General features: G+C 72.2%; 24 protein-coding genes and 2 pseudogenes. 9 read left to right on the forward strand and 17 right to left on the reverse strand.

Annotated elements, in window-relative coordinates; genetic code table 11:
- Nucleotides 1-41 precede the first annotated feature (41 nt).
- Nucleotides 42-2,852: a penicillin acylase family protein gene (locus ACIP4X_RS15895; RefSeq protein WP_401348750.1), complete on the reverse strand. Its 2,811-nt coding sequence runs from the start codon at nucleotides 2,850-2,852 to the stop codon at nucleotides 42-44.
- A gap of 246 nt (nucleotides 2,853-3,098) precedes the next feature.
- On the opposite strand from ACIP4X_RS15895, the gene ACIP4X_RS15900 reads away from it, so the two are divergent.
- Complete coding sequence (locus ACIP4X_RS15900; protein ID WP_362346821.1) at nucleotides 3,099-3,701, forward strand: hypothetical protein; 603 nt, start codon at nucleotides 3,099-3,101, stop codon at nucleotides 3,699-3,701.
- A 606-nt stretch (nucleotides 3,702-4,307) separates the two neighbouring features.
- Here the strand turns inward: ACIP4X_RS15900 and soxR are convergent.
- The gene (soxR, locus tag ACIP4X_RS15905) at nucleotides 4,308-4,784 is read right to left on the reverse strand and encodes a redox-sensitive transcriptional activator SoxR (protein WP_358735298.1); all 477 of its coding nucleotides are present in this window, start codon (nucleotides 4,782-4,784) and stop codon (nucleotides 4,308-4,310) included.
- 111 nt (nucleotides 4,785-4,895) lie between these two features.
- Here soxR and ACIP4X_RS15910 point away from each other — a divergent pair, with 111 nt between their 5' ends.
- Nucleotides 4,896-5,357 carry a MaoC family dehydratase gene (locus tag ACIP4X_RS15910; RefSeq protein WP_358735300.1) on the forward strand — a complete coding sequence of 154 codons (462 nt, stop codon included), beginning with the start codon at nucleotides 4,896-4,898 and terminating at the stop codon, nucleotides 5,355-5,357.
- A gap of 33 nt (nucleotides 5,358-5,390) precedes the next feature.
- Here the strand turns inward: ACIP4X_RS15910 and ACIP4X_RS15915 are convergent, their stop codons facing one another.
- Both ACIP4X_RS15915 and ACIP4X_RS15920 read right to left on the reverse strand, forming a co-directional pair.
- Nucleotides 5,391-6,011, reverse strand: a complete 621-nt coding sequence (locus tag ACIP4X_RS15915) for a TetR/AcrR family transcriptional regulator (protein ID WP_401348754.1) — start codon at nucleotides 6,009-6,011, stop codon at nucleotides 5,391-5,393.
- A gap of 98 nt (nucleotides 6,012-6,109) precedes the next feature.
- Nucleotides 6,110-6,397: a YiaA/YiaB family inner membrane protein gene (locus tag ACIP4X_RS15920; RefSeq protein WP_358735304.1), complete on the reverse strand. Its 288-nt coding sequence runs from the start codon at nucleotides 6,395-6,397 to the stop codon at nucleotides 6,110-6,112.
- A 148-nt stretch (nucleotides 6,398-6,545) separates the two neighbouring features.
- Between ACIP4X_RS15920 and ACIP4X_RS15925 the strand changes: the two genes are divergently transcribed.
- From ACIP4X_RS15925 to ACIP4X_RS15935, 3 genes are all read left to right on the forward strand, one after another.
- Nucleotides 6,546-7,187 carry a TetR/AcrR family transcriptional regulator gene (locus tag ACIP4X_RS15925; RefSeq protein ID WP_358735306.1) on the forward strand — a complete coding sequence of 214 codons (642 nt, stop codon included), beginning with the start codon at nucleotides 6,546-6,548 and terminating at the stop codon, nucleotides 7,185-7,187.
- A gap of 46 nt (nucleotides 7,188-7,233) precedes the next feature.
- Nucleotides 7,234-7,968, forward strand: coding sequence for a winged helix-turn-helix domain-containing protein (locus tag ACIP4X_RS15930; protein ID WP_358735308.1), 735 nt, complete (start codon nucleotides 7,234-7,236; stop codon nucleotides 7,966-7,968).
- Between the two features lie 218 nt (nucleotides 7,969-8,186).
- Nucleotides 8,187-9,110 (forward strand): EamA family transporter, encoded by a 924-nt coding sequence (locus tag ACIP4X_RS15935; RefSeq protein WP_391456625.1) that lies wholly within the window; start codon nucleotides 8,187-8,189, stop codon nucleotides 9,108-9,110.
- 21 nt (nucleotides 9,111-9,131) lie between these two features.
- Here the strand turns inward: ACIP4X_RS15935 and ACIP4X_RS15940 are convergent, their stop codons facing one another.
- The 10 genes and pseudogenes from ACIP4X_RS15940 to ACIP4X_RS15985 all read right to left on the reverse strand — a co-directional run bounded on the left by ACIP4X_RS15940 (nucleotide 9,132) and on the right by ACIP4X_RS15985 (nucleotide 19,073).
- Nucleotides 9,132-10,214, reverse strand: coding sequence for a zinc-binding dehydrogenase (locus ACIP4X_RS15940; protein WP_401348760.1), 1,083 nt, complete (start codon nucleotides 10,212-10,214; stop codon nucleotides 9,132-9,134).
- Nucleotides 10,215-10,403: 189 nt separating this feature from the next.
- Nucleotides 10,404-11,093 (reverse strand): hypothetical protein, encoded by a 690-nt coding sequence (locus ACIP4X_RS15945; protein WP_401348763.1) that lies wholly within the window; start codon nucleotides 11,091-11,093, stop codon nucleotides 10,404-10,406.
- Between the two features lie 32 nt (nucleotides 11,094-11,125).
- Nucleotides 11,126-11,452: a hypothetical protein gene (locus tag ACIP4X_RS15950; RefSeq protein WP_358735315.1), complete on the reverse strand. Its 327-nt coding sequence runs from the start codon at nucleotides 11,450-11,452 to the stop codon at nucleotides 11,126-11,128.
- A 21-nt stretch (nucleotides 11,453-11,473) separates the two neighbouring features.
- A complete protein-coding gene (locus tag ACIP4X_RS15955) occupies nucleotides 11,474-13,837 on the reverse strand; it encodes a glycoside hydrolase domain-containing protein (protein ID WP_401348766.1) in 2,364 nt (787 codons plus the stop codon).
- A gap of 280 nt (nucleotides 13,838-14,117) precedes the next feature.
- Nucleotides 14,118-14,552, reverse strand: a pseudogene (locus tag ACIP4X_RS15960) (aldehyde dehydrogenase family protein); the annotation flags it as partial.
- 51 nt (nucleotides 14,553-14,603) lie between these two features.
- Nucleotides 14,604-15,980 (reverse strand): ABC transporter ATP-binding protein, encoded by a 1,377-nt coding sequence (locus ACIP4X_RS15965; protein ID WP_358735317.1) that lies wholly within the window; start codon nucleotides 15,978-15,980, stop codon nucleotides 14,604-14,606.
- Nucleotides 15,981-16,203: 223 nt separating this feature from the next.
- Nucleotides 16,204-17,028, reverse strand: coding sequence for a class F sortase (locus tag ACIP4X_RS15970; protein ID WP_401348769.1), 825 nt, complete (start codon nucleotides 17,026-17,028; stop codon nucleotides 16,204-16,206).
- Nucleotides 17,015-17,680, reverse strand: coding sequence for a hypothetical protein (locus ACIP4X_RS15975; protein ID WP_358735321.1), 666 nt, complete (start codon nucleotides 17,678-17,680; stop codon nucleotides 17,015-17,017). The genes ACIP4X_RS15970 and ACIP4X_RS15975 overlap by 14 nt, the downstream gene beginning before the upstream one ends.
- A gap of 176 nt (nucleotides 17,681-17,856) precedes the next feature.
- The gene (locus ACIP4X_RS15980) at nucleotides 17,857-18,474 is read right to left on the reverse strand and encodes a TetR family transcriptional regulator (protein ID WP_391456369.1); all 618 of its coding nucleotides are present in this window, start codon (nucleotides 18,472-18,474) and stop codon (nucleotides 17,857-17,859) included.
- 56 nt (nucleotides 18,475-18,530) lie between these two features.
- Nucleotides 18,531-19,073, reverse strand: a complete 543-nt coding sequence (locus tag ACIP4X_RS15985; protein ID WP_358735325.1) for a hypothetical protein — start codon at nucleotides 19,071-19,073, stop codon at nucleotides 18,531-18,533.
- A 141-nt stretch (nucleotides 19,074-19,214) separates the two neighbouring features.
- On the opposite strand from ACIP4X_RS15985, the gene hmgA reads away from it, so the two are divergent.
- The 4 genes and pseudogenes from hmgA to ACIP4X_RS16005 all read left to right on the forward strand — a co-directional run.
- On the forward strand, nucleotides 19,215-20,525 hold the full coding sequence (gene hmgA / locus ACIP4X_RS15990; RefSeq protein ID WP_358735327.1) for a homogentisate 1,2-dioxygenase: 1,311 nt from the start codon (nucleotides 19,215-19,217) through the stop codon (nucleotides 20,523-20,525).
- 46 nt (nucleotides 20,526-20,571) lie between these two features.
- Complete coding sequence (locus tag ACIP4X_RS15995; protein ID WP_358735329.1) at nucleotides 20,572-21,321, forward strand: GntR family transcriptional regulator; 750 nt, start codon at nucleotides 20,572-20,574, stop codon at nucleotides 21,319-21,321.
- Nucleotides 21,322-21,347: 26 nt separating this feature from the next.
- Nucleotides 21,348-22,520, forward strand: a complete 1,173-nt coding sequence (locus tag ACIP4X_RS16000; protein ID WP_401348776.1) for a type ISP restriction/modification enzyme — start codon at nucleotides 21,348-21,350, stop codon at nucleotides 22,518-22,520.
- Between the two features lie 96 nt (nucleotides 22,521-22,616).
- Nucleotides 22,617-22,822: pseudogene (locus ACIP4X_RS16005) on the forward strand (CoA transferase); the annotation flags it as partial.
- Between the two features lie 43 nt (nucleotides 22,823-22,865).
- Here ACIP4X_RS16005 and ACIP4X_RS16010 read toward each other — a convergent pair.
- The 3 genes from ACIP4X_RS16010 to ACIP4X_RS16020 form a co-directional block, all read right to left on the reverse strand.
- Nucleotides 22,866-23,132 carry a hypothetical protein gene (locus tag ACIP4X_RS16010; protein WP_141362413.1) on the reverse strand — a complete coding sequence of 89 codons (267 nt, stop codon included), beginning with the start codon at nucleotides 23,130-23,132 and terminating at the stop codon, nucleotides 22,866-22,868.
- A gap of 115 nt (nucleotides 23,133-23,247) precedes the next feature.
- Nucleotides 23,248-24,060, reverse strand: coding sequence for an anti-sigma factor domain-containing protein (locus ACIP4X_RS16015; RefSeq protein ID WP_391456361.1), 813 nt, complete (start codon nucleotides 24,058-24,060; stop codon nucleotides 23,248-23,250).
- Nucleotides 24,057-24,599: a sigma-70 family RNA polymerase sigma factor gene (locus ACIP4X_RS16020; RefSeq protein WP_358735335.1), complete on the reverse strand. Its 543-nt coding sequence runs from the start codon at nucleotides 24,597-24,599 to the stop codon at nucleotides 24,057-24,059. Before ACIP4X_RS16020 ends, ACIP4X_RS16015 begins: the two co-directional genes overlap by 4 nt.
- Between the last annotated feature and the right edge of the window lie 38 nt (nucleotides 24,600-24,637).

The raw sequence follows: 24,637 nt of genomic DNA on the forward strand, positions 1-24,637 counted from the left end.
ACCGGCCCGCCGCCTGGCTCGGACCCCGCGTTCGCGAGCCCCTAACGGTGGCCGGTGTACTCCACGACCTGCTGGAAGGTCGGCCGGTTCTGCCAGCTGATCTTCCCGTGCTTGATGCCGCCCAGGGCACGCTGGACGATCGAGTCGGCACACCACTGGTCGCCCGCCGAGCACTCGTCGTCGCCGGGGTAGACCTGGGCCGCCTTCGCTCCCGCCGCCTGCTTCAGCGTGCCGATCAGGGTGTCACGGCAGGCGCTCTGAGTGCCGCCGCCGCAGAACGTCCGGCCCAGCGGACCTTGCACCGACTCGCCGAGCACCGCCCGGATGTCCTTGTCGACATAGCTCCACCAGCCGTACTGGAAGGAGCTGCCCGCGTGCGAGCCGGTCGGGCCGTGCCCGGCCGAGGGTGACTCGTCGACCGGCAGGTTGGCGGTGAAGGCGCCGTAGAGGTCGCTGCCGAGCCCCGGTTCGAACTCGGCCTTCACCAGCAGCGGCCACCAGGCGTCGAGGATCCTGATGGCCTCGGCGTTGGCGTACGCCTTGGAGCCGGCCGAGGTCTCGGTGCGCTTCGCTCCCGCAGTCAGCCAGGCCTGGAGCTTGCCCACCGCCGCGGCGGCCGTGGAGTCGGTCACCGGCGAGCTGTTGATCAGCTTCAGCAGGTTCGGCAGCACGTCCTCGGCCCTGAGGTCGGCCACGGCCGCGTCCGCCATCGCCTTCACCAGCGAGGCGCGGTTCACCCCGCCGGCCGCGACCAGCTTCCTCACCCGGTCCTCCAGCAGGTCGCCGCGGTGCACGGAGCCGTTGCCCCAGGACGCCGCGGAGTAGTCGAGGGCCTGCTTGTTGTTCCAGGAGATGTAGTAGTCCTGGTCGACGGAGGCGGGGTGGGCGGAGGGCGGGGTGCAGTCCGCGGTGTTGGCCGCCGGGTCCCAGCCGCGCCACTCGTACGCCGGCTGCGCCCACACCGGGAACTCGGCGTCCACGCCGTTCGCCCGCACCGGGTTGTCGCCGCTGTTGTAGTACGCGGTGTGCCGGGAGTCGGCGTAGAACCAGTTGAACGTGTAGTTGATGTGTTGCGCGGCCTTCTGGAAGTCCTCCGGGCCCTTCACGAAGTCGGGGTCGTTGAGCATCTGGAAGCCGATGATCGAGTCGGCCTCGTGCAGGTAGGAGGAGCGCAGGGTGGTGTAGGCGACCTTCTTGCCGCCGACGGTGGCGCGGTACTCGACCGGGCCGTACTTCGTGCGCCACACGCGCATGGTGTAGGAGCCGGCCGCTGTTCCGTCGGCGACGGTGGGCTTCCAGGAGTTGGCCTGCTCGACCTTGTCCATGGCCGTGCAGGTGCCGCGGTACAGGTAGTGGAAGTCGTCCTGGCACAGTTCGACGGCGTAGGTGTCGATGATGTCCTGGCCGGAGGTCGTGGCGCTCCACGAGTAGTCCTGGCCCCGGCCGAGCTCGACGTACATGCTCAGGCCGGCGAAGGAGGCGCCGCGGGCGCTGATGCCCGGACCCTGGATCTCCTGGAGCATCAGCAACTGGGGCGCGAAGTAGCCGGTCTGCGGACCGAAGACGGCGACCGGGTGGCCGCTCGCGGTGTGCGCGCCGCCGACCACGAGGGCGTTGGACATGCCGCGCCGGGCGGAGGACAGGGCGCTCTTCGCGGCCGAGGAGGCGGCATCGCGCGCGGTCCTGGCCGTCGCGCTGCCCGTGCGGTCGTACACCAGGGGTTCCTGGGCCACCGAGCCGGCGTCGGGCAGGGCCCGGCCCCTGGGGTCGTCGGGCTTCCTCGCGTACGGGTAGCTCGTGCCGTCGTGGACGGTCAGGGCGGCCTCGGGGTCGTTGCGCTCGCGGAAGGACTCCCAGATCCTGGTGCCCTCCTCGACGCCGAACTTGGACTGGGCGGCCAGCAGGGACAGCGCGTTGTTCACCTCGCCCCCGCCGCCCGAGCCGAACAGGGCGCCGACCACGGAGCCCAGCGCGACCATGTCGGTGACCTTGAAGTGGGCGATGGTGCCGGCGTTGGTGATCGAGTCCTTGTGGCCGGTCAGGACGTACTCGCCCGGGAAGTAGCGGCCGGAGTCGGAGGCGTCGATGTAGGCGTTGATGCCGTCGAGGTAGGCGTTCACGTCGCCGAGCGCCTGCTGCCCGCGGGCGCCGTTGCCGGCCACGGCGCGGTCGATCTGCGCCTGGAGGTCGGCCTCGGAGTACGGGGCGTTGCGCCAGAACTCCTGCTCCAGGCCCTGGTTGGAGGCCGCGCCGCCGGCGAAGGAGGTCAGCTGCCCGCGGCCGACGTGCCGGAAGACGTCCATGAGCCACAGCCGGTCCTCGGCGGCGGCGTACCCGGCGCCGAACTCGGTGCCGTAACGGGTGGTGCCCGTGATGTGGGGTACACCGGTCTTCTTGTCGCGGACGATCGTCACGTCGGCGCGGCCCGCCGGTTTCTCGGTGGACGCGACCTGTCCGGAGGGGACGCCGAACGAGGCGTCGTTGAAGAAGGAGTTGATCTTCGCGTCGGTGAGCGCGGGGTAGCCCGTGGCCAGGTTCGCGTACGGGCCGAGCTGGTCCTCGGCGTGGTCGGGCTGGATGCCGAAGGCCTGGTTGAGGAGGACCTGGGCGAGGGTGGCGTTGCCGTTCTCGCCGGGCGGCAGGATGTCGGAGCACTGGCCGCCGCAGTAGTCGTTCGGGGCCGCGGCGGTCACGGCGGCGGCGCCGGCCGGGGTTCCGGCCGCCGCCGCTTGAGAAAAGGGTGACAAAAGACCGGCAATGAGAACGCATACCGAGGCGGTCTTCAGGAACCCGGGGATTCTGCGGGGAGTTCTCAGTCTGTCGAGCGCGTTGTGTGGGGTGCGCCGTGGCATGGCAACTCCTCCCGAGGGGTGGTGCCGGAGGTTACCGCCGGTATCCCCCCAGGGGGAAGATGAACGTGCGTCACTTTTCGGCGCCACCCCGTGAAGGTCAACCAGGGCGGCGTTATGGCGGGCATCGGAAAACGGATGGAGCCGGATGGGACGACGGCACGTCTATCCGGCGGAGCCGTCGTGACGGCTCCGCACGACGCCGCAGTGACCGAAGTGCGGATGCAGGTGTGACGGAGGTGCAGGGCGATGGCCGGTTTCCGGAGTCTGGCGAGACAGGTGAGGGACCCGCGGTGCGATCTGGCGCTGCGGCGTTACTCGCTCCGCAAGTGCCTCGAGCGGTTCGCTCCCTATGGGCACAGGGCGACCTGGGACCATCTCTGCTCGCGGGCCGGGTTCGGTCCCGAGGACAGGTCCCCCGATCCGGTGCGGCTCGTGGCCGCATTGGACGAACTGGAGGAAGCGCGTTCGGTGTGGCTCGACTACGAGGCCGGGTTCGCCAGGCGCCGCAAGCAGGAGAAGCACGACGGGCTGCGCAGGCCGGGCAGCGTGGACGACTGGCACCGGATGACCTGGGGCGGGTTCGGGGTCGCCTGGTGCGACGACCCGCGGGTGCACCCGCGTGAGCCGCTGGCCGAGGTGCTGCGCCGGCTGATCGCCGCACTGGAGCGCGAGCCGGGCGCGTCGTGCCCGGTGTGCGGCGGGGAGCGGCTCGGCTGGTCGCACGACCTGGATCACGAGCCGTCGTCCGGTCCGGTCTGCGCGGACTGCGGGATCCTGGTCCCGCTGCCCGTCCTCGGCCCCGAGGCCCTGGCGTACGCCAGGCGGGGCCGGCTGTTGATGTCCGCCTGACCACGACGTCAGACACACGAGGCAAGGCGCGCCGGCCCTGCCGGGCGGCAGCCGGGACCCCCGGCCCCCGCCCGGCGGCCGGAAACCGCCGGGCCGCCGGCGGGGTGCGAACCGCCGGGCCGCCGGCGGGGTGCGATCCGACGCGCCTCGCGGGGGCGGCGGACCGGCGCAGCCCGTGAGGTGGCGGACCGGCGCGACCGGTGGGGTGTTGTGCGGCGGTGGCCGGTTCCGTGCGAGAGGCCTCCGCGCGGCCGGGAAACCGCCGGCCCACCGGCAGGGTGCGGAGCGACGCGCCTCGCGGGTCCGGCGCAGCCCGTGCAGCGTTCCGGGAGGTCCGGCGCCGGGATTGCCGGTTCAGTGCGACGGGCCAACTCGCGACCAGGGGACCCGCTGCCCGCCGGCACGGTGCGGACAAGCGCGCCTCGCGGGGCGGCGGACCGGCACGGCCCGTGCCGCGATCCAAGAGGTCCGGCGCGGCAGTAGCCGGTCCGCGCGAGGGGCCAACGCAGGGCCAGGGGGCCGTCCGCCCGCCGGCATGGTGCGAAACGGCGCACCTCGCCGGGCGAAGGACCGGCGCAGCCCGCGCGGCGTTCCCGTGTGACGGGGCTACGCGCGGCTGGGGTCGCTGCCCCGTTCCGTCAGCAGGCGTGAGCCTGTCAGGTGGTCGCCGAAGATGTCGTCCGGGTTGGACAGTACGCAGGTGTCCAGGGAGAGGCAGCCGCAGCCGATGCAGTCGGTGAGGTGGTCGCGGAGCCGGTTGAGCTGTCTGATGCGCTCGTCGAGCTCGGAGCGCCAGGCCTCGGAGAGGCGGGCCCAGTCCTCTCGCGTGGGCGTGCGCTCCTCGGGGAGCCGGGCGAGCGCCTCACGGATCGTGGCGAGCGGGATGCCCACGCGCTGCGCCGCCCGGACGAACGCGACCCGGCGCAGCGTGTCGCGGGTGTAGCGGCGCTGGTTGCCCGATGTGCGGCGGCTGCTGATCAGGCCCTTGGACTCGTAGAAGTGCAGCGCGGAGACGGCGGCGCCGCTGCGCGCCGCCACCTGGCCGACGGTCAGCTCATGGATCTTCTCGGGGATCTGGGGCACCTCTCAGAGCCTACCCACCGCGCCACCCGCCCGGTCCGTTGACAGGGGTCACTCACCCGGCCATGCTAAGCAGTTGCTTAGACTTCATCCGCGAGGCGGGAGGCCGGACACATGGCGGAGCCGAGGATCTTCACGTCCCCCGACGACATCAGGGCCGCGGTGGGCGAGCCGCTCGGGTACACCGACTGGCTGGAGATCGACCAGAAGCGGATCGACCTCTTCGCCGACGCGACCGGCGACCACCAGTGGATCCACGTGGATCCGGAGAGGGCCGCCGCGGGCCCCTTCGGCACCACCATCGCCCACGGCTATCTGACCCTGTCGCTGCTCCCGGTCTTCGGGCCGCAGCTGATCGAGGTGCGGGGCGTGCGGATGGGCGTCAACTACGGCACCAACAAGGTCCGTTTCCCCGCCCCCGTCCCGGTCGGCTCACGGCTGCGGTCCACCGCTGTGATCACCGGTGTGGACGAGGTGACGGGCGGGGTGCAGGTGACCGTCGCCTTCACCGTGGAGCGCGAGGGCGGCGACAAGCCGGTATGCGTGGCGGAGTCGGTGGTGCGGTACTACCTCTAGGACCCGCCTTCAGGACCTCTCGGGCAGGTGCCGTCAGGCCCCGACCATCCGCAGCACGAGGTCGGCGTACAGCGCGCCGACCTCGTCGGGTGTGCGGGGGCCGTCGACGTTGAACCAGCGGGCGACGTCGATGCACAGGGAGAGCACCGCCAGCGTGGTCCCGCGCACGTCCAGCACGTCGAACTCGCCCGAGGCGACGCCGTCCTCGATGATCCCGCGCACCTCGGCGTCGACCTGACGGCGCAGCGCGAGGATCTCCGCACGGGCGTCCGGGCCGAGTGAGTCCAGCTCGTACTGCACGACCCGGGCCGTGGTGCGCCCGCCCGCGTGCCAGCGTACGAAGGAGCTCACGGCGTCGGCGAGCCGCTCGGTCGCGCCGCCCTCGCGCCGGGCGGCCGTGCGCAGGATCTCCAGCGCCTTCTCGTGGCCGATCCGGCTGATGCGGTGGAGCAGTTCTTCCTTGGTGCGGTAGTGGATGTAGAGGGCGGCCGGGCTCATTCCGGCCCGGCCCGCGATGTCGCGGGTCGTCGTCGCGTGGTAGCCGCGTTCGGCGAAGGCCTCCACGGCGGCCACGAGCAGCCGCCGGGCCGCGTCCGGGGTGACCTCGCCCCACGGCTGCGGCTCGCCGCCGGCCGTCTCCTCCGCCGTAGTCATCGCTCGCCCCTCTTTCGCGTCAGGGGGACCACCATACCGCCGAGGGTGAGCGCTCGCTTAGCCTCGGCGGGGCCGGCGGTGTGCGGCGGCCCGCGGCATCACAGCTTCTCGAACGGATCGTGTTCGGAGAGCAGCTTCTCCAGCCGGGCCTGGTCGACCCGGCTGACGATCCGCCCGGCCTCCTGGCGGTCCCTGACCACCTTGGCCAGGGTGAACGCGGAGGTGACAAGGTACAGGACGGCGACGGCGAGGAAGGCGCGCACCCAGGCGTCGGCGTTCAGCCTGAAGATGCCGATGGTGGTGGCCGCCATGGCGATGGCGAACGAGGCGACCGACTGGCCGTAGAAGGCGGCGGTGTTCTGCTGTTTGACCGGTGTGTCACTCATGGCGACCAGCGTCGGCCCGCGGACCCGCCGCCGCATCCGTCGGGATACTCAGCTCACGTACTCAGAACTCCGGGTGCCCGAGGCGGGCCGGCCGCTCCCGCCCGCGCGGGCGCCGGCCGTTCGATCCCGCCCCTCTACGATGTGCGCCATGGCCCGGCCCCGCACCCCGCTCCTGAGCGCCGACCGCATCGTCGCGGCGGCGCGGGAGCTCGTGGACGCGGAGGGCCTGGCGGCCGTCTCCACCCGCCGGCTCGCCGCCGGACTCGGGGTGAGCGGGCCCTCGCTCTACAACCACTTCCGGACCAAGGACGAGATCCTGGAGGCGGTCGCGGACTCGGTGAGCGCGCAGGTCGATCTGTCGATGTTCGAGGACGGCCGGGACTGGCGGACCGCGCTGCGCGACTGGGCCGTGTCCTACCGGGCCGCCCTGCGCGACCATCCGAACATCGTGCCGGTCCTCGCCCGTGGCCCCGGCCGCCGCCCCGCCGCGCTGCGGCTGGCCGACGCCGTCCACGGCGCGATGACCGACGCGGGCTGGCCTCCGGCCCAGGCCACCTCGATCGGCGCGCTGATGCGGTACTTCGTCATGGGCTCCGCGCTCGGCTCCTTCGCCGGGGGCTTCGTGGACGACGCCGGCGCCTACGACCCGTCCGGCTATCCGCGCCTCGGGCAGGCCCATCTCCTGGCCGAGCGGCAGGAGAGGATCGACGAGCGGGCCTTCGAGACGGGTCTGGCGGCCCTGCTGGACGGGCTGGCGCGGCAGTACGAGCAGCTGGGGCGGGACGGGTGAGCACACTTCGGCGGGCGCCGAAGCGTCCGTGTTCCATGCTGGCCTCATGAGCACCGCAGAACGTACGTCGTCCGGGCGCGCGGACCCCGTGGCATCCCCACTGGCCGCGCTCGCCGGGCTGCTCGCCGACGAGACGCGGGCCGCGTGCCTGCTGGCGCTGCTGGACGGGCGGGCGTGGACGGCCGGCGAGCTGGCCCGGCGCGCGGGCGTCGCCGCGTCCACGCTCAGCGAGCACCTGGGCAAGCTCGTCGCGGGCGGGCTGCTCACCGAGGAGCGGCAGGGACGGCACCGGTACGTACGCCTGGCCGACGCGCGGGTCGCCCAGCTCGTGGAGGACCTGGCCGCCCAGGCCGCCCCGCGGGCCGCGCACCGGCCGCGCACGCTGCGGGAGGCGAGCGCCGGGTCGGCGATGGCCCGCGGGCGCACCTGCTACGACCATCTCGCCGGGCGGCTCGGCATCGCGGTCACCGACGCGCTCAGCGCGCGCGGACTGCTGCGCCAGGACCTCGGCTTCGCGCTCACGGACGCCGGGCTGACGTGGTTCGGCGCGGTGGGTATCGGCCTCGACCGCACGGGACGGCGCCCGCTGGCCCGTGCCTGTCTCGACTGGACGGAACGGCGCCCCCATCTCGCCGGGGCCGCGGGCGCGGCCCTGTGCCGGCACGCGTTCGACGCGGGCTGGTGCGTACGCATCGGCTCCGAGCGCGCCGTCGCGGTCACCCCGTCCGGCGAACACGCCCTGTCCGACCTGCTGGGGATCGAGAGGGCGGCACTGCACTGAGCACGCCGCCCGCCCGCCCCGGCCGACCCCGCGGGCTCGGAGCGCGCCACTCACTTGCCCCGACCGCACGCATCGATCCACCCAACGCATCGATCCACCCAACGCACCGCCCGCCCGCGCCGCCCGCACGCGCCGCTCGGAACACAGCCCCACCTGCCTTGGCCGTCCGAAATCCGCGAGCCCTGCCCAACCCCGCCCGCCTAGCCTCAGGAAGCATGATGAACGTCTCCCCGTCCCGCACGGCCGCCGCGGCCGCCACGGTCACCGTGGTGCTGTGGGCCTCCGCCTTCGTCTCCATCCGCAGCGCGGGAGCCGCTTACTCGCCGGGCGCGCTCGCCCTCGGCCGGCTGCTGGCCGGGGCCCTGACGCTGGGCGCGATCTGCCTGGTGCGGCGGGAGGGGTGGCCGCCGAGGGCGGCCTGGCGCGGGATCGCGATATCGGGGCTGCTGTGGTTCGGCTTCTACATGGTGGCCCTGAACTGGGGCGAGCAGCAGGTCGACGCCGGTACCGCGGCCCTGGTGGTCAATGTGGGCCCGCTGCTGATCGCGCTGCTCGGGGCGCGGCTGCTGGGTGACCCGATGCCGCCGCGCCTGCTGGCGGGCATGGCGGTGTCGTTCGCGGGCGCGGTGACCGTGGGTCTGTCGATGTCGGGCGGGGGCGGCTCCTCGGTGCTCGGCGTGGTGCTGTGCCTGCTGGCGGCGGTCGCGTACGCCTCCGGGGTCGTCGCCCAGAAGCCGGCGCTGGGCCGGGCGAGCGTGCTGCAGGTGACGACGTTCGGGTGCCTGGTCGGCGCGGTCGCCTGTCTGCCCTTCACCGGGCAGCTTCTCCACGACGCCGCCCGCGCGCCGCTGCCGGCCACGCTCAACATGGTCTACCTCGGTGTGTTCCCGACCGCGCTCGCCTTCACGACCTGGGCCTACGCGCTGTCCCGCACGACCGCGAGCCGGATGGGCGCGACGACGTACGCCGTACCGGCCCTGGTCGTGCTGATGTCGTGGCTGACGCTGGGTGAGGTGCCGGGGCCGGTGACCCTGGTGGGCGGGGCCCTGTGCCTGGCCGGAGTGGCGGTCTCCCGCTCCCGCCCGCCCCGCCGGACCTCCCGGACGGCGCACGAGGAGCCCCGTCCGGAACGCGTGCCCTGATCCGGGCGCGAGCCGCGGGTCTCAGAACACCACCAGCGCCCGGCCGCCCTTGCCGACCAGCATGTTCTCGAAGGCGGCCGGGATGTCGTCCAGGGAAATCCGGTCGGTGACCAGGGTGGTCAGGTCCAGCCGGCCGGCGCGGACGTGCTCGGCGAGCACGGGCAGGTCCCTGGCCGGGTCCGCGTTGCCGTAGACGCAGCCGGTCAGGGTGCGGCCCCAGTGGAACAGTTCCAGCGCGTTGAAGGTGACCTGCTCGTCCTTGCCTCCGATGCCGACGACCGTGGTGCGGCCGCCGCGGCGGGTGGACTCCCAGGCGGCGCGGATGGTGACCGCGCGCCCCACGCATTCCACGGCGACGTCGACGCCCTGTTTCCCGGTGAGGGCGCGGATCTCGCGGGGGGTGTCCGCCGTGGCCGTCAGGAAGTCCGTGGCGCCCGCCCGGCGGGCGAGTTCCTCCTTGTCCGGGGAGACGTCCACGGCGACGATCCTCGCGGCGCCCGCGATCCGGGCGGCCTGGAGGGTGGCGAGCCCCACTCCGCCGACGCCGAACACCGCGACCGTCTCGCCGGGGCGCACCTTCGCCGCGTGGTGGACGGCGCCGTAGCCGGTGAGGACGGCGCAGCCGAGGAGCGCGGCGTCGGTGAGCGGGACGCCGTCCGGGAGGGGCAGCACACAGGAGGCGGCGACCACCGTCTCCTCGGCGAAGGCGGCGACGTTCAGGCCGGGGTGCAGTTCGGTGCCGTCGGCGGTGCGGGCGTGGACGTCGGCGGCGCCGTTCATCGCGTTGGCGCACAGCCAGACCTCGCCGAGCGAGCAGGCGTGGCATTTCCCGCAGGACGGGGCCCAGTTGAGCACCACCGCGTCGCCGGGCGCGATGCGGGTGACGCCCTCGCCGACCGCGACGACGGTCCCCGCGCCCTCGTGCCCGAGGACGGCGGGCACCGGAACCCGCAGGGTGCCGTTGGTCAGGGACAGATCGGAGTGGCAGACCCCGGCGGCGGCGAGCCGCACCCGGACCCGGCCCGGACCCGGTTCCGGCAACTCGATCCCGGTGACCTCCAGCGGAGACCCGACGGCGGGCAGAACGGCGGCACGTACGGCCATGGGGCAACGCTCCTGAGTCGGCTGGGAATCAACGTACCCGCGCTCCCCCGATATCGGAGGCGGCGCTCCAACCCCACCGGGAAGGTCCCGGGTTGGCCGCCTTCGACAACGAAGACCGCGGCGCCCCGCACCACGAGGAGTGCGGGGCGCCGGCCACGATCCACGCCTCAGCCGCGGGAACCCACCGGGTCAGGCGGTGGCACGCTGACGGTCGGCGAGCCGCTTGGCTGCGGTACGCCGGCCCCTGCTGAACACGTCCTGAGGGGTACCCGCGCCCTCTCCCGGCGTGTCGTCCCAGCCGTTGATCTTTCCGGCCACCCTCTTCAGGATGGCGCTGCCCGGAGCGACATCGATCTGGAAGTGCCCCTGCTGGGGAGCCGTCTTGTCGTCGCCACCCCAGCGCACCACGCCTTCGCACTCGGTCAGGATGTCCCGGACGACCGCGACCTGCTGGGGGAACAGACAGTCCGCGGCACCAGCCGGGTACATCGCGGGCCGGATCGAGATCGCCGTCGCGGACAGATGGTTCGACTCGTAGTCCGCGACGACCGCCGTCCGCGTGGTGTGGCCGTGGATGTCGCCCTTCCCGAGCGAGTCGATCTCGTAGTGGAAACGTCGGGCCACGTACAGCAGCACGGTGGCGACGTCGCCGTCGACAGCAGTCAGTGTCGCCGGGCTGCCCTCGACGTGGTGCGCGGCGGCCTCGGGGACGACCGGCCAGCCGTTGGCGCTCTTCTTCCCGGTCCAGTGCCGGGCACCGGCGGCGGGTGCCGCGCTCGCGTCCGGAACGCCGGTGCCCCACAGGGCGAAACCGCACGCGAGGCCAAGTCCTGTGCTCAGGACGGTACGGCGCGCGGGTCGGACGTTGGTTTCGGTCATGATCGGTTCTCCCAGGAATGTGATGGTCGCGGTCAGTTCACGCGGAGCGGCACGGCACGCCGGCGCCGGACGGCGGCGACCACGGCCGCGCCCGCGCAGAGCGACGTCACACCCAGGAAGAGGACGACGGACGGATTGACGAAGGAAGGCACCATGTCGTACGACGCGTTGCACTTCTTCGACAGCGGAAAGAACTGCTCCCCCGCACTGGCGTACTTCGGGTCGTAATCCTGGTGAAGGAAATAGGTGCATTCCTTCCGCATGTCCAGGGAGAACATCCGAGAGGCGCCGTATCCGTACACCAGCATCATGGCGAGGAACGAAATGCTGGCCGCGATGGCCCAGTTCCGGGGCTTCATAGTGTCCTCCGCACTGCCCCGCTACAGGCTCTTCAGTCCGTTCTTGGCCATGTAGGCGAGCATCTTGGCATTCTCGTTCCCCACAATACGCTGAATGGTGTCCGCGTATCCGCTGAGGAACGGGTTGAGCTTGTCGCTCGGCATGTAGCCCGGAAGCATGGTGGCCACGCCCGCGAGCTTGCGGATGGCGGCCGTGCGGATGGCGTCCAGGATGTCGTCGTCCCCGACGTCGATGAGCATGGTGCGCGCGGTGTCCGTCACGTTCGCGACGCTGCCGCCGTGCCGCTTGGTGTAGAAGTCCTTGAAGCGCCTGAGGTGGCCGGTGCCCCCGATGAGGTCGCGGATCACCTCGTTGATCTTCGCGCCGTCTCGCACCGCCATGCCGACGAGGTAGCCGTCGACGTCCTCGATCAGGTCGTCGAAGGCGAAGGACGAGGCGACGTTGATCTTCGCGAGCCGGTCGGTGCAGAACTGGTAACCGGACGCGTACTCGTCGGCGTTGTTGCGCCAGTCCGCGTAGAAGGTGGTCAGGTCGCCGCCCCAGCCCGCGAAGTCGCCGCGGTTGGCCCCGGTTCCCGATCCGGCACCCTTGAGGTAGTAGCCGTTGGCGGTCGCTCCGAAGTGGTCGACTCCGTAACTGATGCCGTACGACGGGTCTTTGAAGCTGGTCTGCCGCTTGGGGCCGTTCGCGGTCGCGTACGCGATCCAGTCCCGGTCGACGTCACCGATGAGGGTCTGCCAGCCGGAGTAGAGGTCCACGTAGGTCGGGTACCGCAGGAACTCCATGACGCGCAGGCTCGGATTGCCCTTGTTGTAGCGGACCGCGCAGGCGTACAGGTCGTCGATGTACTGCAGGTACGCGTCCGTCGGGGCTTCGGTGCCGCCGACCTCGTCGCGGCCGACGCCCGGATCACTCTTGGGACGGTACACGTCGTTGTCGAGCGGGAAGCTGTCACCTCCGGCCGCGAACGTGAACTCCTTGATCTGGGTGAAGGACCAGTTGCTCGGCATGGGGAAACCGAGGTTCCCGGAGAAGCCCCAGGACATGCCCGATACGAACGAGAAGCGGGCGTACGCCTCGTCGGTGACCCGGGAACACACGTTGCGCGATCCGTAGACGCCCGCGATGTACCGCTTCCCCTTGCTGGCGAGGCCGGACTGCACGCCGTTGAAATAGGGAACGATATTGCTGGTTATCTCGGGGTCGGTGGCATCGTAGTCGACGGCGAAGTAGATCACGACGCCCTTGTTCAATCCGAGGGCGGCGGCCTTCTCGTGAGCGAGCAGAGCGTGCTGGAAACCGATGGTGTACTTGAAGTCGTCGAGGCTCCTGGCACCGTACTGCCAGATGGGGAATACCCTCAGGTTGCCGGAGAAAATGGCATCCAGTTCGCCGGGGGCGATGGGTTTTTCGGTGTTGTACTGGGGCTCCTCGGCCAGGTAGCGGCCGATGAACCGGTATCCGGCCTTGTAGAGGCTCTGCGCTCGCGCCGCCGAGATGCGCCTGCTGGTGTCGCACGCGGTGGCATCCCGGTCCGGGTCACCGGTGGACACCAGCAATTGCGCCCAGGTCGCGTAGTCACCCCTGTTGCTCACGGGCAGCGCGGAGAATCCTTGGAAGTCGTGCACATAGCTGGTGAGATCGGAGTCGAAAGTGTTCGTGAAGGAGGCGGTCCTGCCGCCGACCCGGCCATTGAAGACGCAGGCCGCGCTGAAGAGTTGCACGAATACGCCGCTGGATCCCTGCGCGACGGGATGGTCCCGCAGGCCCTGCTGGGTGGCGGGACCGAAATTGCCGGTGGCCGAGTCCTCCGCAATCCCGAACTCGTATTGCAGGGCTTTCATCAGGCCTGTCTGCACATCGCGTGTGTAGTGGCCGTCAGCCGGCATGACGAAGAATGTGGACTTGTTGATGTAGCGGCCGTTCAGCCATCGCTGGATCGTGCGGACCTCCTCGGTGCCGCCCGCCAGCAGGATGTACGCGTCCATGGTCAGCAGGGCCTTGAAGACCTTGGGCTGGATCGACCCGTTGTAGCCGCCGAGGCCGGCGTCGTTCATCAGCCCGGCGATCGAGACGCCCAGCGTGGAGCTGAAGTTCCCGTTGATGCCGCCGCCGTCGTACCCCTTGCAGTAGCAGGCGCACTGAGCGATCTTGATGATGTTCTGGTTGGTCTCGTTGGCGGAAACGCCGCCGCGCGCGGTCAGAGCGGAGAGCGTACCTGGACCGAAGCTGTCCGAGAGCGCCGTGATCCCCAACTCGTGCTGAAGCGCCCGAGTCAGCGAGTACATGGTCAGCCAGCCGGTTTTCCCGTCCTCGGGAGCCTTGTTGTACCCGGCCACTCCGCTGTACGTCGCATTGACCCATTTCTGAGCCTCAAGCACCATGGCATCCAATGCGGAATCCTTCACTTTTGGGTTTCCCGGATGCCGCCGGCGGGTCACCGACAGCAGGTGTGGCAAATCGCCCGGGGAACGCCGCACGAATTCCTGGTGATACGTCGCCCCCGTCGATCAACCGGAAGGAACGTACCGGAAGCGCTTTCACGCGAGAAGGGTATAGACCATTCAGGCCCGCAATCGGCCGATTCTCGGCGGCCTGGCCGAAAAGCAGCACACGCGGACCCCGACACCGCTCCCTGATCCACCCTGATCCGGACGAAAGCCCCTAGAACTGGAGGGACTTGGTCTGGAGGTATTCGGTGAGTCCGTGTGTGCCGAGTTCGCGGCCGACGCCCGACTGCTTGTAGCCGCCGAAGGGGGCGAGCGGGTTGAAGCGGCCGCCGTTGATGTCGACCTGGCCGGTGTCCATGCGGCGGGCGAAGGCCACCGCCTCCGTCTCGTCGGCCGCCCAGACGGCGCCTCCGAGGCCGTAGACCGTGCCGTTGGCGATGCGCAGGGCGTCCTCCTCGTCGTCGTAGCGGAGGATGGTGAGGACGGGGCCGAAGATCTCCTCCTGGGCGACGGTCATGCCGGGGGTGACGTCGGCGAGGACGGTGGGGCTGACGAAGTAGCCCCGTTCGCGCGGGGATTCGGGCCCGCCGGCGACGAGGCGGGCGCCCTCGGCGATGCCCTGCTCGATGTATCCGCGCACCCGCGCCCGGCCGCCGCGCGTCCGCCCCTCCCCCGGTCGGCCACGGCCCGCCGGGGCCGTTCACTCCTCCAGGTCGGGCAGGCGGTCCGGGGCCGGGCAGATGCGCTCGCCGTGCTGGTCGAAGACGAACAGGCGGGCGAGGTCGACCAGGAGCGGCACCTGCATGCCGTGCCGCAGCTCGATGTCCGGCGTGGTCCGCACGACCAGGTCGCCGGGCACGCGTGGGTCGGGCGCGGCGACCGGATCCGGCTCGGCTGAGGTGGGGTGGTCCATCACCACCACGGGGCCCGCGCGCAGGGCGCCCGCCCGGCCCCGCAGCCGGTTCAGGACCGTGCCCTCGCGCCGACGCCGCCGGGTCGGTCGCCGGGTGGGACGCGGGGCCTCCAGGTCCGGTACGACGGCGGGGCGGGAACCGGTGTTGAAGTGGACGAGGACCTCGTGGCCCTGGAACTCCATGTGCTCCACCAGCCCGGTGATCGCCACCTCCCCGGGCCGGGCGGCGGGCGCGGGCATACCCGGCCGCCGGGACGAGGCCGAGAACTTGGGGGCGATCCGGACGGCCTCCGAGCGCAGCCCCACGATCACCTCGCGGCCCTGCTGCACGCGCAGCAACTGGTGGTCCAGGGAAAGGGGTTCGGGCAGGCGCAGGAACTGCTTGCCCAGGCTGATGGTCATGGCGCCGTCGAGCGGGGCGCGGATCAGGCCGCGCAGCAGGTTGATGCGCGGGGTGCCGATGAAGGCGGCCACGAAGACGTTGCGGGGCAGGGCGTACACCGCGCGCGGGGTGTCCACCTGCTGGAGGACGCCGCCGCGCAGGACGGCGACGCGGTCGCCCAGGGACATGGCCTCGGACTGGTCGTGGGTGACGTAGACCGTGGTGACGCCCAGCTCCCTGGTCAGCTTGGATATCTCGGCGCGCAGATGGTTGCGCAGCTTGGCGTCGAGGTTGGACAGCGGCTCGTCCATGAGGAAGGCGGACGGGTGCCGGGAGATCGCGCGGCCCATGGCGACGCGCTGGCGTTCGCCGCCGGAGAGCTGGCTGGGGAAGCGGTCCATGAGGTCCTCGATGCCCAGCATCCGGGCGGTGGCGTCGACCCGGCGGCCCGGGTCCGTGCCGGGCGACTCGATCCGCAGCGGGAAGCCGATGTTGTCGCGGCTGGTCATGTTCGGGTAGAGCGCGAAGTTCTGGAAGACCATCGCCATGTCGCGGCCGGAGGGCGGCAGTTCGTTGCCGTACTCGCCATCGAGCAGCAACTGCCCCTCGGTGATCTCCTCCAGTCCGGCGATCATCCTGAGCACGGTGGACTTCCCGCAGCCGGACGGCCCGAGCAGCACCAGGAACTCGCCGGGCGCGATGTCGAGCGAGAGGCGGTCCACCACACGGACGCCCTTGGCGTAGGTCTTGCTCACGTCGTGCAGAGAGATGGCGCGTGTCATGAGGCATTCCCCCGGACTCACCAGAGCACTGAGGCTCCGCGGGTCGAACGCCTCGTGCGGGTCGTACGGGGCGTATGAGTCACGGAAGTTAACGGACGGTGCGCACCCGGGGGAAGACACCGGGCAGGATCGGAAGCAGGCGTCCGCCAGGTGAGAAAGCGGACGATCACGTTCAGGGGCGGGCGGCCGGTCGTGGGCCACCCGCCCTCCGTGCCGCGCGGTGTCAGGTCGTCGAGGTCAGGTGGGCGAAGACGACGACGTTGCTGGAGTAGCCGGCTCTGTGTGTGTAGAGGCCGCCGCAGGTGATCACGCGGAGTTCGGGGCGGCGGGACGTGCCGTACACCTCCTTGTCCGGGAAGCGGGCCTTGTCGAAGACCCGTACCTTGTCGACGGTGTAGACGGCGGTGCGGCCGTCCTGGCGCCGGATCTCGATGCGGTGGCCCGGACCGAGCCGGCCGAGCCCGGCGAAGACGGCGCCGCCGGTTCTGGTGTCGCGGTGCCCGACCGCGACCGCCGTGCCGGGCTCCCCCGGTGTGGGGCCGCGGTCGTACCAGCCGACGAGCTTGGGCTTGTCGACCGGTGGCGTCTGGAGCTCCCGGTCGCCGTCGAGGCCGACCCGGATGATCGGCGCGTCGACGCCGAGGGAGGGGATGCGCAGGGTGGTCGCGGGTGAGCGGGGCAGCGGCGTGGGCGGGGGCGAGGAGGAGGCACCGGGCCGTGGCGAGGCGGACTTGCCGCGGTCCGGGCCGTCGCCGTTCGAACCGTCCGTGCCGGAACCACTGCGGTCCGGGCCGCTGTTGGCGGCCCTGCCGCCGTTCCCGCCGTTCCCGCCATCGCCGTTCCCGCCGTCGCCGTCCGCGCCGGAAGGGCCCGGGTGGGCCGGGGCCACCGCGCCCGGCCCCGCGGCTCGCTCCGGCGCGGTGCCGTCGTGCTGTCCACCGCACCGGTTCCCGGCCGTGACCAGGACGACCGCGAGCACGGTCGTCCTGGTCAGGCGGTAGGCACGGGTCCGGTACCAGGGCCTGCGTCTGCGCCTACGCGGCGCCATGCGGGCGCCGGCGGACCAGCCGCGTGTACACGATCCCGCAGACCGCGACCAGCCCCACGGCCGCGGCCCCGGTCACCGGCGAGAACGCCGCGACCGAGGAGGCGAGGCCGCCGCCGCCCGCGTGGACACCGCCCCGCGGGCCGCCGTGGTCGTCCCGGCCCGCGCCCGGCACCTCGTGGCCGCGGCCCGGGTCCTCGATCCGGCCGCCCGGACCCGGCGCGCCCTGCCGGCCGCCGCCCTCACGGCAGTTGACACGGAAAATCTTCTCCTTGGGGGTGCCGGCGACGGTCCAGGCGAGTCTGTACTGACCGTCGGCGAGCCCCAGCGGGTCGGTGTGGCCCGCTCCGCCGGCCAGCGCGATGGTGCCGGTGACGGTGGCGCTGTTGGGCAGCGGTGGCTGCGGCTGGATGGTGTAGGCGATGTTGGGCAGGACGTCGAAGTTGGCGGCGTCCAGGTAGAAGCGGCAGACCACGGGGTCGTCCTTCGAGACGCCGAAGGGCACGCCCACCCGGTGGATCTTGATGTCGCCGGCTTCCCCCTGGGCCATGGCGGACGGCGCCGCCAGCCACGTGGCACCGGCCGCGGTCAGGGCGGTCAGACCGACGGCGACGGCGCGGGAGCCGAAGGTGCGTGGGATTGTCAGGGTGGGCATGCGCGTTCCTCCGAGTCAGACGATTTTCATACAAATCGCTCTTTCGACTGACTGTCTTTCATATGCGCTCGCGTCACGAGGCAAACCGCACCCGACGCGCCGTCAGCTTTCCCCCGGCCGGAGCAACCGTGTTCCGCCCCTTCGCCGAACCCCTCACGGCACCGGGGAGGACGGCCTCAGTCCAGCACCTTCGCCAGGTAGGCGCGCAGCATCCGCCGCATCTCCTCGATGATCCGCTCGTCGCCCTGCGCGTCGACACGGAAGGCGAGTTGGACCAGGGTGTCGGCGGTCTCGACGGCGATCAGGAAGGTGCGGCGCAGGTCGTCGTCCGGCACGCGGCCCAGGTAGCCGGCCAGGAGGTCGGTGAGCCGGTCGGCGACGCGGTGGTTGGGTTCGGCGTGGCGGACGCCGACGGGGATCTGGTTGCCGAAGTCGACGAGGGAGAACCCGGGGGCGGTCCGCTTCATGGCCAGGTACTCGTCGAGGACGGCGTCCATGGCGGCACTCCAGCCGCCGTTGCCCGCCTTCCGCACCTCCTTCAGCCGCTCGGCGACGCGCTCGGTGTACCGGTCGAGGTTGCGCCGGGCGAGCGCGTCCGCCATCGCCCGCTTGTTGCCGAAGAACCGGTAGACCGAGCCGATCGGCACACCGGCGCGCGCCGCGACGGCCCGCGTGGTCAGCGCGTCGTAGCCGACCTCGTCGAGGAGGTCGGCGCAGGCGTCGAGGATCCTGGACAGCCGTTCGGCACTGCGCCGCTGGACGGGCGCGCGGCGAAGCGGGGTGGGGTGGGACACGGCTTCATCATGCCTTCCCCCGGCGAGCGGGTGAAGCGCGCCTCCCGGCAGCCCCGCTACGGCTCCGAGGACACGGCAGGGGACGACTCGCCCCGGTCCTGCGGCGCGGCCGTGATGTCGGCCGTGGACTGGACCGGCTTGCCGGCCACCGCCCAGACCGTGCCGTCGTCGGCGTGGAGGCGGACGGTGACGTGATGGGTGCCGTGCGGGACGAGCCCGCCGGAGAGGCGGTACTCCGGGGCGCGCAGGCGGACGACGAGCCGTCCGTCCACCAGCAGTTGGGCGAGGCCGCGCCCGGCCGCCGGACGGGCCGGCGTGCCGTCCGGGGAGAAGCGGAAGCGGCGCACGGCCAGCCGTACGTCCCAGTCGCCGCCGGACCCCGGCCGCACCTCGACGCGGACCTCGGGAGCGGCCTTCCGGTCCACCTCGCGGTAGCGCCGGCCCGCCTCGTCGGTGTGGTCGAGCAGCTTGCCCACGGGCTCGGCCGGCTTCTCGTCCCCCTGCCCGTCCCCGGCCTTGCGTCCACAGCCCGCCGGCCCGGCGAAGAGCAGGGCCGAGGCCGTGAGCGCAGCGAGTGATCCCCGCGTCCACGACGACATGACGGGGAGCCTAGAACAGCGGCCGGGCCCGGCGGATCCCCCGGAAGTCGGGTTCCGGCCTCCGTCCGGAGTAGGGGGCTTGCGCCCCGGAAATCGCAATCCTACGGTGTCCCATAGGAATCAGGTTGCAAGGGAGCGATCATGAGCGGGGACGCACGCAGGACCGCCGGGAAACCGACCTACCTCTCCGGGTTCGGCAACGAGCACGGTTCCGAGGCGGTTCCGGGCGCGCTGCCCGAGGGCCGCAACTCCCCGCAGCGCGCCCCGCTCGGGCTGTACGCGGAGCAGCTCAGCGGTACGGCGTTCACCGAGCCGAGGGCCCACAACCGCCGCTCGTGGCTGTACCGGATCCGCCCGTCGGCCGCGCATCCGGCGTTCACCCGGACCGGCAACGGCACGATCCGCACGGCGCCGTTCACCGAGACGGCGCCGGACCCGAACCGGCTGCGCTGGAACCCGCTGCCGGAGCCCGCCCGCGGCACGGACTTCCTCGCCGGCCTGTGGACCCTGGGCGGCAACGGCGACGCGACCCAGCGCACCGGCGTGGCCGTGCACCTCTACCACGCCGACTCCTCGATGGAGCGCGTCTTCAGCGACGCGGACGGCGAGCTGCTGATCGTTCCGGAGCGCGGCGGGCTGCTGCTGCGCACCGAGTTCGGGCTGCTGCGGGCCGAGCCGGGGGAGGTGGCGCTCGTCCCGCGCGGGGTGCGCTTCCGGGTGGAGCTGCTCGACGACACCGCCCGCGGCTACGTCTGCGAGAACTACGGCGCCCCCTTCCGCCTCCCCGACCTCGGCCCCATCGGCGCCAACGGCCTCGCCAACGCCCGGGACTTCCGCGCTCCGGTCGCCGCCTACGAGGACACCGAGGGCCCGGTGGAGGTGGTGAACAAGTTCTGCGGCAACCTGTGGACCGCCACCTACGACCACTCACCGCTCGATGTGGTGGCCTGGCACGGCAACCTCGTGCCGTACGTCTACGACCTGCGCCGCTTCAACGTGATCGGCACGATCTCCTACGACCACCCGGACCCGTCGATCTTCACGGTGCTGACCTCTCCCTCCGACACCCCGGGTCTGGCCGGCGTGGACTTCGTCGTCTTCGCGCCGCGCTGGCTGGTCGGCGAGGACACCTTCCGGCCGCCGTACTTCCACCGGAACGTGATGAGCGAGTACATGGGCCTGATCGAGGGCGCCTACGACGCCAAGGCGGAGGGCTTCGTGCCGGGCGGCGGCTCGCTGCACAACATGATGTCGGCGCACGGCCCGGACCGGGAGACCTTCGACCGGGCGAGCGCGGCGGAACTGAAGCCGCAGAAGGTGGACGACGGGCTGGCGTTCATGTTCGAGACCCGCTGGCCGCTGACGCTCACTCCGCACGCGGCCGGGGCCGAGCACCTTCAGCGGCGGTACGACGACGTGTGGAAGGGGCTGGAACGGAACTTCCGCCCCTAGGGGGTGCCCCTTGCCTTGATCGATTACCTACCGGTACGGATGACCCGTGACCTCTTTCGCTCCGGATTCGATCGTCCTGAACCGCAAACTGCCGCTGTGGTACCAGGTGTCGCAGTCGTTGCGCGCCTCGATCCTCGGCCGCTCGCCCCAGGACCCGCTGCGCCTGCCCACCGAGGAACAACTGGCGGGCCACTACGGGGTGAGCGTGCTGACGATGCGGCAGGCGCTGAAGGAGCTGGAGGACGAGGGGCTGATCACCCGGCACCGGCGGCGCGGCACGTTCATCGAGCCCGGTGCCCGTCGGGGCGCCCCGATACGGCTGCTGGGCTCGGTGGACGCCATCGTGGCCCAGCAGTCCGGCATGACCACCGAGCTGCTGGCCCACGGCACGGAGCCGGTGCCCGCCCAGCTCGCCGAGTTCTTCCCCGGTCTGGACGAGGTGGCGGCGTACCACCGGCTGCGCGGCGACGAGAAGACCGGTGAGCCGACCAACCACGCCCGCAACTACGTCCGTCCGGAGCTGGCCCGGCGGATGGCGCCGGAGGATCTGGTGCGGTGGCCGATGACCAAGGTGCTGCGGGACGTGGTGGGCGCGGACATCGGCCGGATCACGGACACCGTCGAGGCCCGGCTGGCCGATCCGGAGACGGCGCGGCTGCTGCGGGTCCCGCTGCTCAGCCCGATCCTGCACTACACCGGGATCACCTACGACACGGCGGGGCGACCGCTGGACGTGGCGGTGATCCACTACCGGGGGGACCGTTTCTCCTTCACGGTCACCCTCGACGCCACCTGACCCGGCCGCCCGGGTCAGGTCGTACGATGCCCGGCGTGACGCACGACGACGCTCTGCCGCTGGCCGACCTCATGCCGTGGTCCGTCGCACCGCCGCGGCTGGGCCGGGGGTGGCCGGTGGCCCCCGACGCGGGCTCCCTCAAAGCCCGCTGGGAGGCCCTGCTGAAGGCCGGGGGCCCCGACCGGGAGGCCCTGTTCGAGCCGACGCGCTCACGCACGCCGTACACGGCCGTCGGGCAGTTGCCGGGCCGGTCCGGCGGCACCGAGCGGCTGATCCGTGCCTCCGGACCCTGCCCGGAGCCGGCACGCGTGCTCGTGGCGCCCTTCGACGAGCAGTGGCTGATCCCCGACCACCGTCTGATCGACGCGGCCCGCCCCGAGTTGTGGCGGGTGGCGGACGCCCGCCAGGTCTTCGTTGCGGAGACCGCCGCCGCGCCCGGCACCGGACCGCCCCTGCTGGCGACGTCCCTGCTCCCCCTCCTGCGCCCGGGCCGCATCCGGCCCCTGTACCGCCGTCCGGCGGCGGCGGAACCGAACCTGGCGCCCGGCCTGCTGGACCACCTCGCCGCCCGCCTCGGGCACCGCCCCGCCCCGGAGGACGTGCTCGCCTGGACACTCGCGGCGGCGCGCCCCGGTCCGAACGGCCCGGTGGTCCCGCTCACCGGGGACGCCGGAGCCTGGGCGGCGGGGGTGGAGCTGGGCCGCCGGACGCTGTGGCTGATGCGCCGCGACGGCGAGCGCCCCAAGCTCCCCGGCGGCCGCCGCCCCTACGTCCGTGCCCCGCTGCCCGCACGCCCGCTGACCCTGCGCTACGACCGCGACGAGGAGACCCTGCACCTCGACGAGGGCCGCGTCTCCCCCGTCCCGCCGCAGGCCTGGGACTTCGAGGCCGGCTCGGGGCGGGTCCTGGAGGAGTGGTTCGCCGCGCGGACCGCCCAGGGCGAGCCGGGCACCCTGGCGGCCGTCCGCCCGGCGACCTGGCCGCAGGCGTGGACGTCCGAGCTGCTGGAGCTGATCACGGTCCTCGCGCTGCTGGCGGAACTCCGGCCGCGCCGCGAGGCGTTGGAGGTGACGAGCCCGATCACCGCGATCGGACTGCGCGCCGCGGGAATCCTGCCGGTACCGGCCGCGGCCCGCCGCCCGGCCTCGGTCCTCGATCACCGCGAGGAGGGCCCGGAGGGTCAGTTCGCCCTGCTCTGAGGGGCTGCCCCAGCGACACGGGGCATGAATCCGCCCCTTGCGGGACGTAGTTGTACGGCGCGCGGACGTCGTCAGCGCGCTTCCGGGGGATGTGCACTTGGGGCCCGGGAGCGGCGGCGGGAGGTGGGAACGCCGGTCGGGCCGCTCAGGGCGCCACTGCCGTCGATCACGCTGCCGGGCGGGACCGGGCCGAGCACGGGAAGGTGCCCGCGCTCGGACAGTACACCGGGGCGCCGCCGCGTGCCGTGGGAATGACGGACGGCGAGATCGCGGCACGGCGCCGGGACGGCGTGGTGGTCTGAACGCGGGTCAGGTGAGCGGGCCGGGAGGCAGTCGGCCTGGGGCTCAGCGCGCGCCGAAGAGCGAGCGGCGCAGCCTGCGCAGCGGTGCGAACAGCGACACGCGGTGGACCCGGGCGCGCCTGCCCGTGCGGTCGTGCGGACCACGTGCGGTCAGCTCGCGCATCAGCGACGTCGCCTCGGCCGTCTCCCGCTGTGGCACGGCTGGGCCGGCCAGCACCGACAGATGGCGGTCGAGACGCGAGCTGGTCGCGCTGCTCCCGCAAGTGATCGCAGGGACCCTGGCCCTGCTGCGCACTGTTATCTGCTCCATGTCACTCCCCACCCGTACGAGTCCACCCGGCCCGGGCAGAGTAACCCTATCGCCCCGTTGGGGCACTCGTGTATCGCGGTGCCAGGATTCACCTTCCCTGGAGGGGTGTTGACGATTACTCTCCGAATCCGACAGATTTCAAGGCGAGTTGAACAATTGGTTGCGTAGTGGGCTGAGGTGAGCCCCCGTCGGGTTCCACTGTCACGGCGAGTGATGCAGCCGACCGGGTGAGACCCGCGACGACCAGGGGCGCGTCATCCGCGAACAGGCCGAGGGAGCGCGGGGGTGCGCCGGGGCGCATGAGCCACAGCTGGCGTACTCGGCCGCTGGGCGGATCCGCGTACCCGCCCAGGGTCACCACGGCCCGCCCCCGGGAGGCGGAAGCGATCACTCCGATACTGCGGCCCTGCGCGTCCCGGCCGGTGGCGGCCCGTGTGTCCGGGGCGGCGAGAACGTGGTCGATCTCACGTGCCCGGTTCCGCTGGGCCGCCAGCTCCTCCTGGGTCCGGTTCGCCTGGACGGCGAAGAGCGCCGCGACGACGAGGGCCGCGGCGGCCGTCACCGTGGCGAACGGCACGAACAGGGGGCGCGGCCGGGGCGCACGGGTGCGCGCGGGCGGCGGCCGGGTGCCCCAGACGTGCGGCGGCAGTTGGGGCGTGTGCTCCCGCGTCGGCACGGGGTCCTGCGGGGTGTCGCGTATCGCGGCCAGCACCCGCTCGCGCAGCGCGGCGGGCGCCGGTACGGCGGTGGACCGGGCCAGACGCACCGCGTCCTCGGCCAGGGCCCGCACCTGGGCGGCGCACGCGGGGCAGTTCCTCAGGTGCTTCTCGAAGCGGACCCGTTCGGCCGGTTCCAGCGCGTTGAGGGCGTAGGGCGCGGCGAGGGAGTGCGGGTCCTCGCGGCGCAGCAGGCGGTCGAGCAGGCTCATGCGGCACATCCCAGGCATTCACGCAGCCGGATGAGCCCGTCGCGCATCCGTGTCTTGACCGTGCCCAGCGGCAGGGACAGCCGCTCGGCCACCTCACGGTACGTATAGCCGTCGTAGTAGGCGAGAGTCACGGACTGGCGTTGCAGGGCGGTGAGGCGGTCCAGGCAGCGCCGTACCCACTCGCGCTCCAGGCCGGCCTCGACCTCCTCGGCGACGTGGTCGAAGGCGGGCGACGCGGCGCGCGCGGCCTCGCGCTGCTCCCGCTCGCCCGCGGCGCGGGCGCTGCGCACCCGGTCGACGGCGCGGCGGTGGGCGAGGGTGAGCACCCACGACAGGGCGCTGCCCCGCCCGGGGTCGAACCTCCGGGCGGAGCGCCACAGTTCGAGCAGCACCTCCTGGGCGACCTCCTCGGACTGGGCCGGGTCCCGCACCACGCGCCGCACCAGGCCGTAGATGGGCCCGGACACCAGCCCGTACAACTCCTCGAACGCCTTGTGGTCGCCCCCCGCCACGAGCACCAGAAGCTCGTCCGCCTCCACCCGCCGTCCCCTCTCCGCCGGCCGCAGTGGGCCCGTCC

The organism is Streptomyces sp. NPDC088817, assembly GCF_044750345.1.
Taxonomy (GTDB): domain Bacteria; phylum Actinomycetota; class Actinomycetes; order Streptomycetales; family Streptomycetaceae; genus Streptomyces.

Bases quoted from the DNA above. Each gene is read 5' to 3' on its own strand.
- ACIP4X_RS15910 (WP_358735300.1), top strand. From the start codon at position 4,896: ATGGCGGAGCCGAGGATCTTCACGTCCCCCGACGACATCAGGGCCGCG.
- ACIP4X_RS15895 (WP_401348750.1), bottom strand. From the start codon at position 2,852: ATGCCACGGCGCACCCCACACAACGCGCTCGACAGACTGAGAACTCCC.
- ACIP4X_RS15985 (WP_358735325.1), bottom strand. From the start codon at position 19,073: ATGTCGTCGTGGACGCGGGGATCACTCGCTGCGCTCACGGCCTCGGCC.
- ACIP4X_RS15945 (WP_401348763.1), bottom strand. From the start codon at position 11,093: ATGACCGAAACCAACGTCCGACCCGCGCGCCGTACCGTCCTGAGCACA.
- ACIP4X_RS15930 (WP_358735308.1), top strand. From the start codon at position 7,234: ATGAGCACCGCAGAACGTACGTCGTCCGGGCGCGCGGACCCCGTGGCA.
- ACIP4X_RS15925 (WP_358735306.1), top strand. From the start codon at position 6,546: ATGGCCCGGCCCCGCACCCCGCTCCTGAGCGCCGACCGCATCGTCGCG.
- ACIP4X_RS15965 (WP_358735317.1), bottom strand. From the start codon at position 15,980: ATGACACGCGCCATCTCTCTGCACGACGTGAGCAAGACCTACGCCAAG.
- ACIP4X_RS16000 (WP_401348776.1), top strand. From the start codon at position 21,348: ATGCCCGGCGTGACGCACGACGACGCTCTGCCGCTGGCCGACCTCATG.
- hmgA (WP_358735327.1), top strand. From the start codon at position 19,215: ATGAGCGGGGACGCACGCAGGACCGCCGGGAAACCGACCTACCTCTCC.
- ACIP4X_RS16015 (WP_391456361.1), bottom strand. From the start codon at position 24,060: ATGAGCCTGCTCGACCGCCTGCTGCGCCGCGAGGACCCGCACTCCCTC.
- ACIP4X_RS15915 (WP_401348754.1), bottom strand. From the start codon at position 6,011: ATGACTACGGCGGAGGAGACGGCCGGCGGCGAGCCGCAGCCGTGGGGC.
- ACIP4X_RS15935 (WP_391456625.1), top strand. From the start codon at position 8,187: ATGAACGTCTCCCCGTCCCGCACGGCCGCCGCGGCCGCCACGGTCACC.
- ACIP4X_RS15950 (WP_358735315.1), bottom strand. From the start codon at position 11,452: ATGAAGCCCCGGAACTGGGCCATCGCGGCCAGCATTTCGTTCCTCGCC.
- ACIP4X_RS15940 (WP_401348760.1), bottom strand. From the start codon at position 10,214: ATGGCCGTACGTGCCGCCGTTCTGCCCGCCGTCGGGTCTCCGCTGGAG.
- ACIP4X_RS16010 (WP_141362413.1), bottom strand. From the start codon at position 23,132: ATGGAGCAGATAACAGTGCGCAGCAGGGCCAGGGTCCCTGCGATCACT.
- ACIP4X_RS15955 (WP_401348766.1), bottom strand. From the start codon at position 13,837: ATGGTGCTTGAGGCTCAGAAATGGGTCAATGCGACGTACAGCGGAGTG.
- ACIP4X_RS15920 (WP_358735304.1), bottom strand. From the start codon at position 6,397: ATGAGTGACACACCGGTCAAACAGCAGAACACCGCCGCCTTCTACGGC.
- ACIP4X_RS15900 (WP_362346821.1), top strand. From the start codon at position 3,099: ATGGCCGGTTTCCGGAGTCTGGCGAGACAGGTGAGGGACCCGCGGTGC.
- ACIP4X_RS15975 (WP_358735321.1), bottom strand. From the start codon at position 17,680: ATGCCCACCCTGACAATCCCACGCACCTTCGGCTCCCGCGCCGTCGCC.
- ACIP4X_RS15970 (WP_401348769.1), bottom strand. From the start codon at position 17,028: ATGGCGCCGCGTAGGCGCAGACGCAGGCCCTGGTACCGGACCCGTGCC.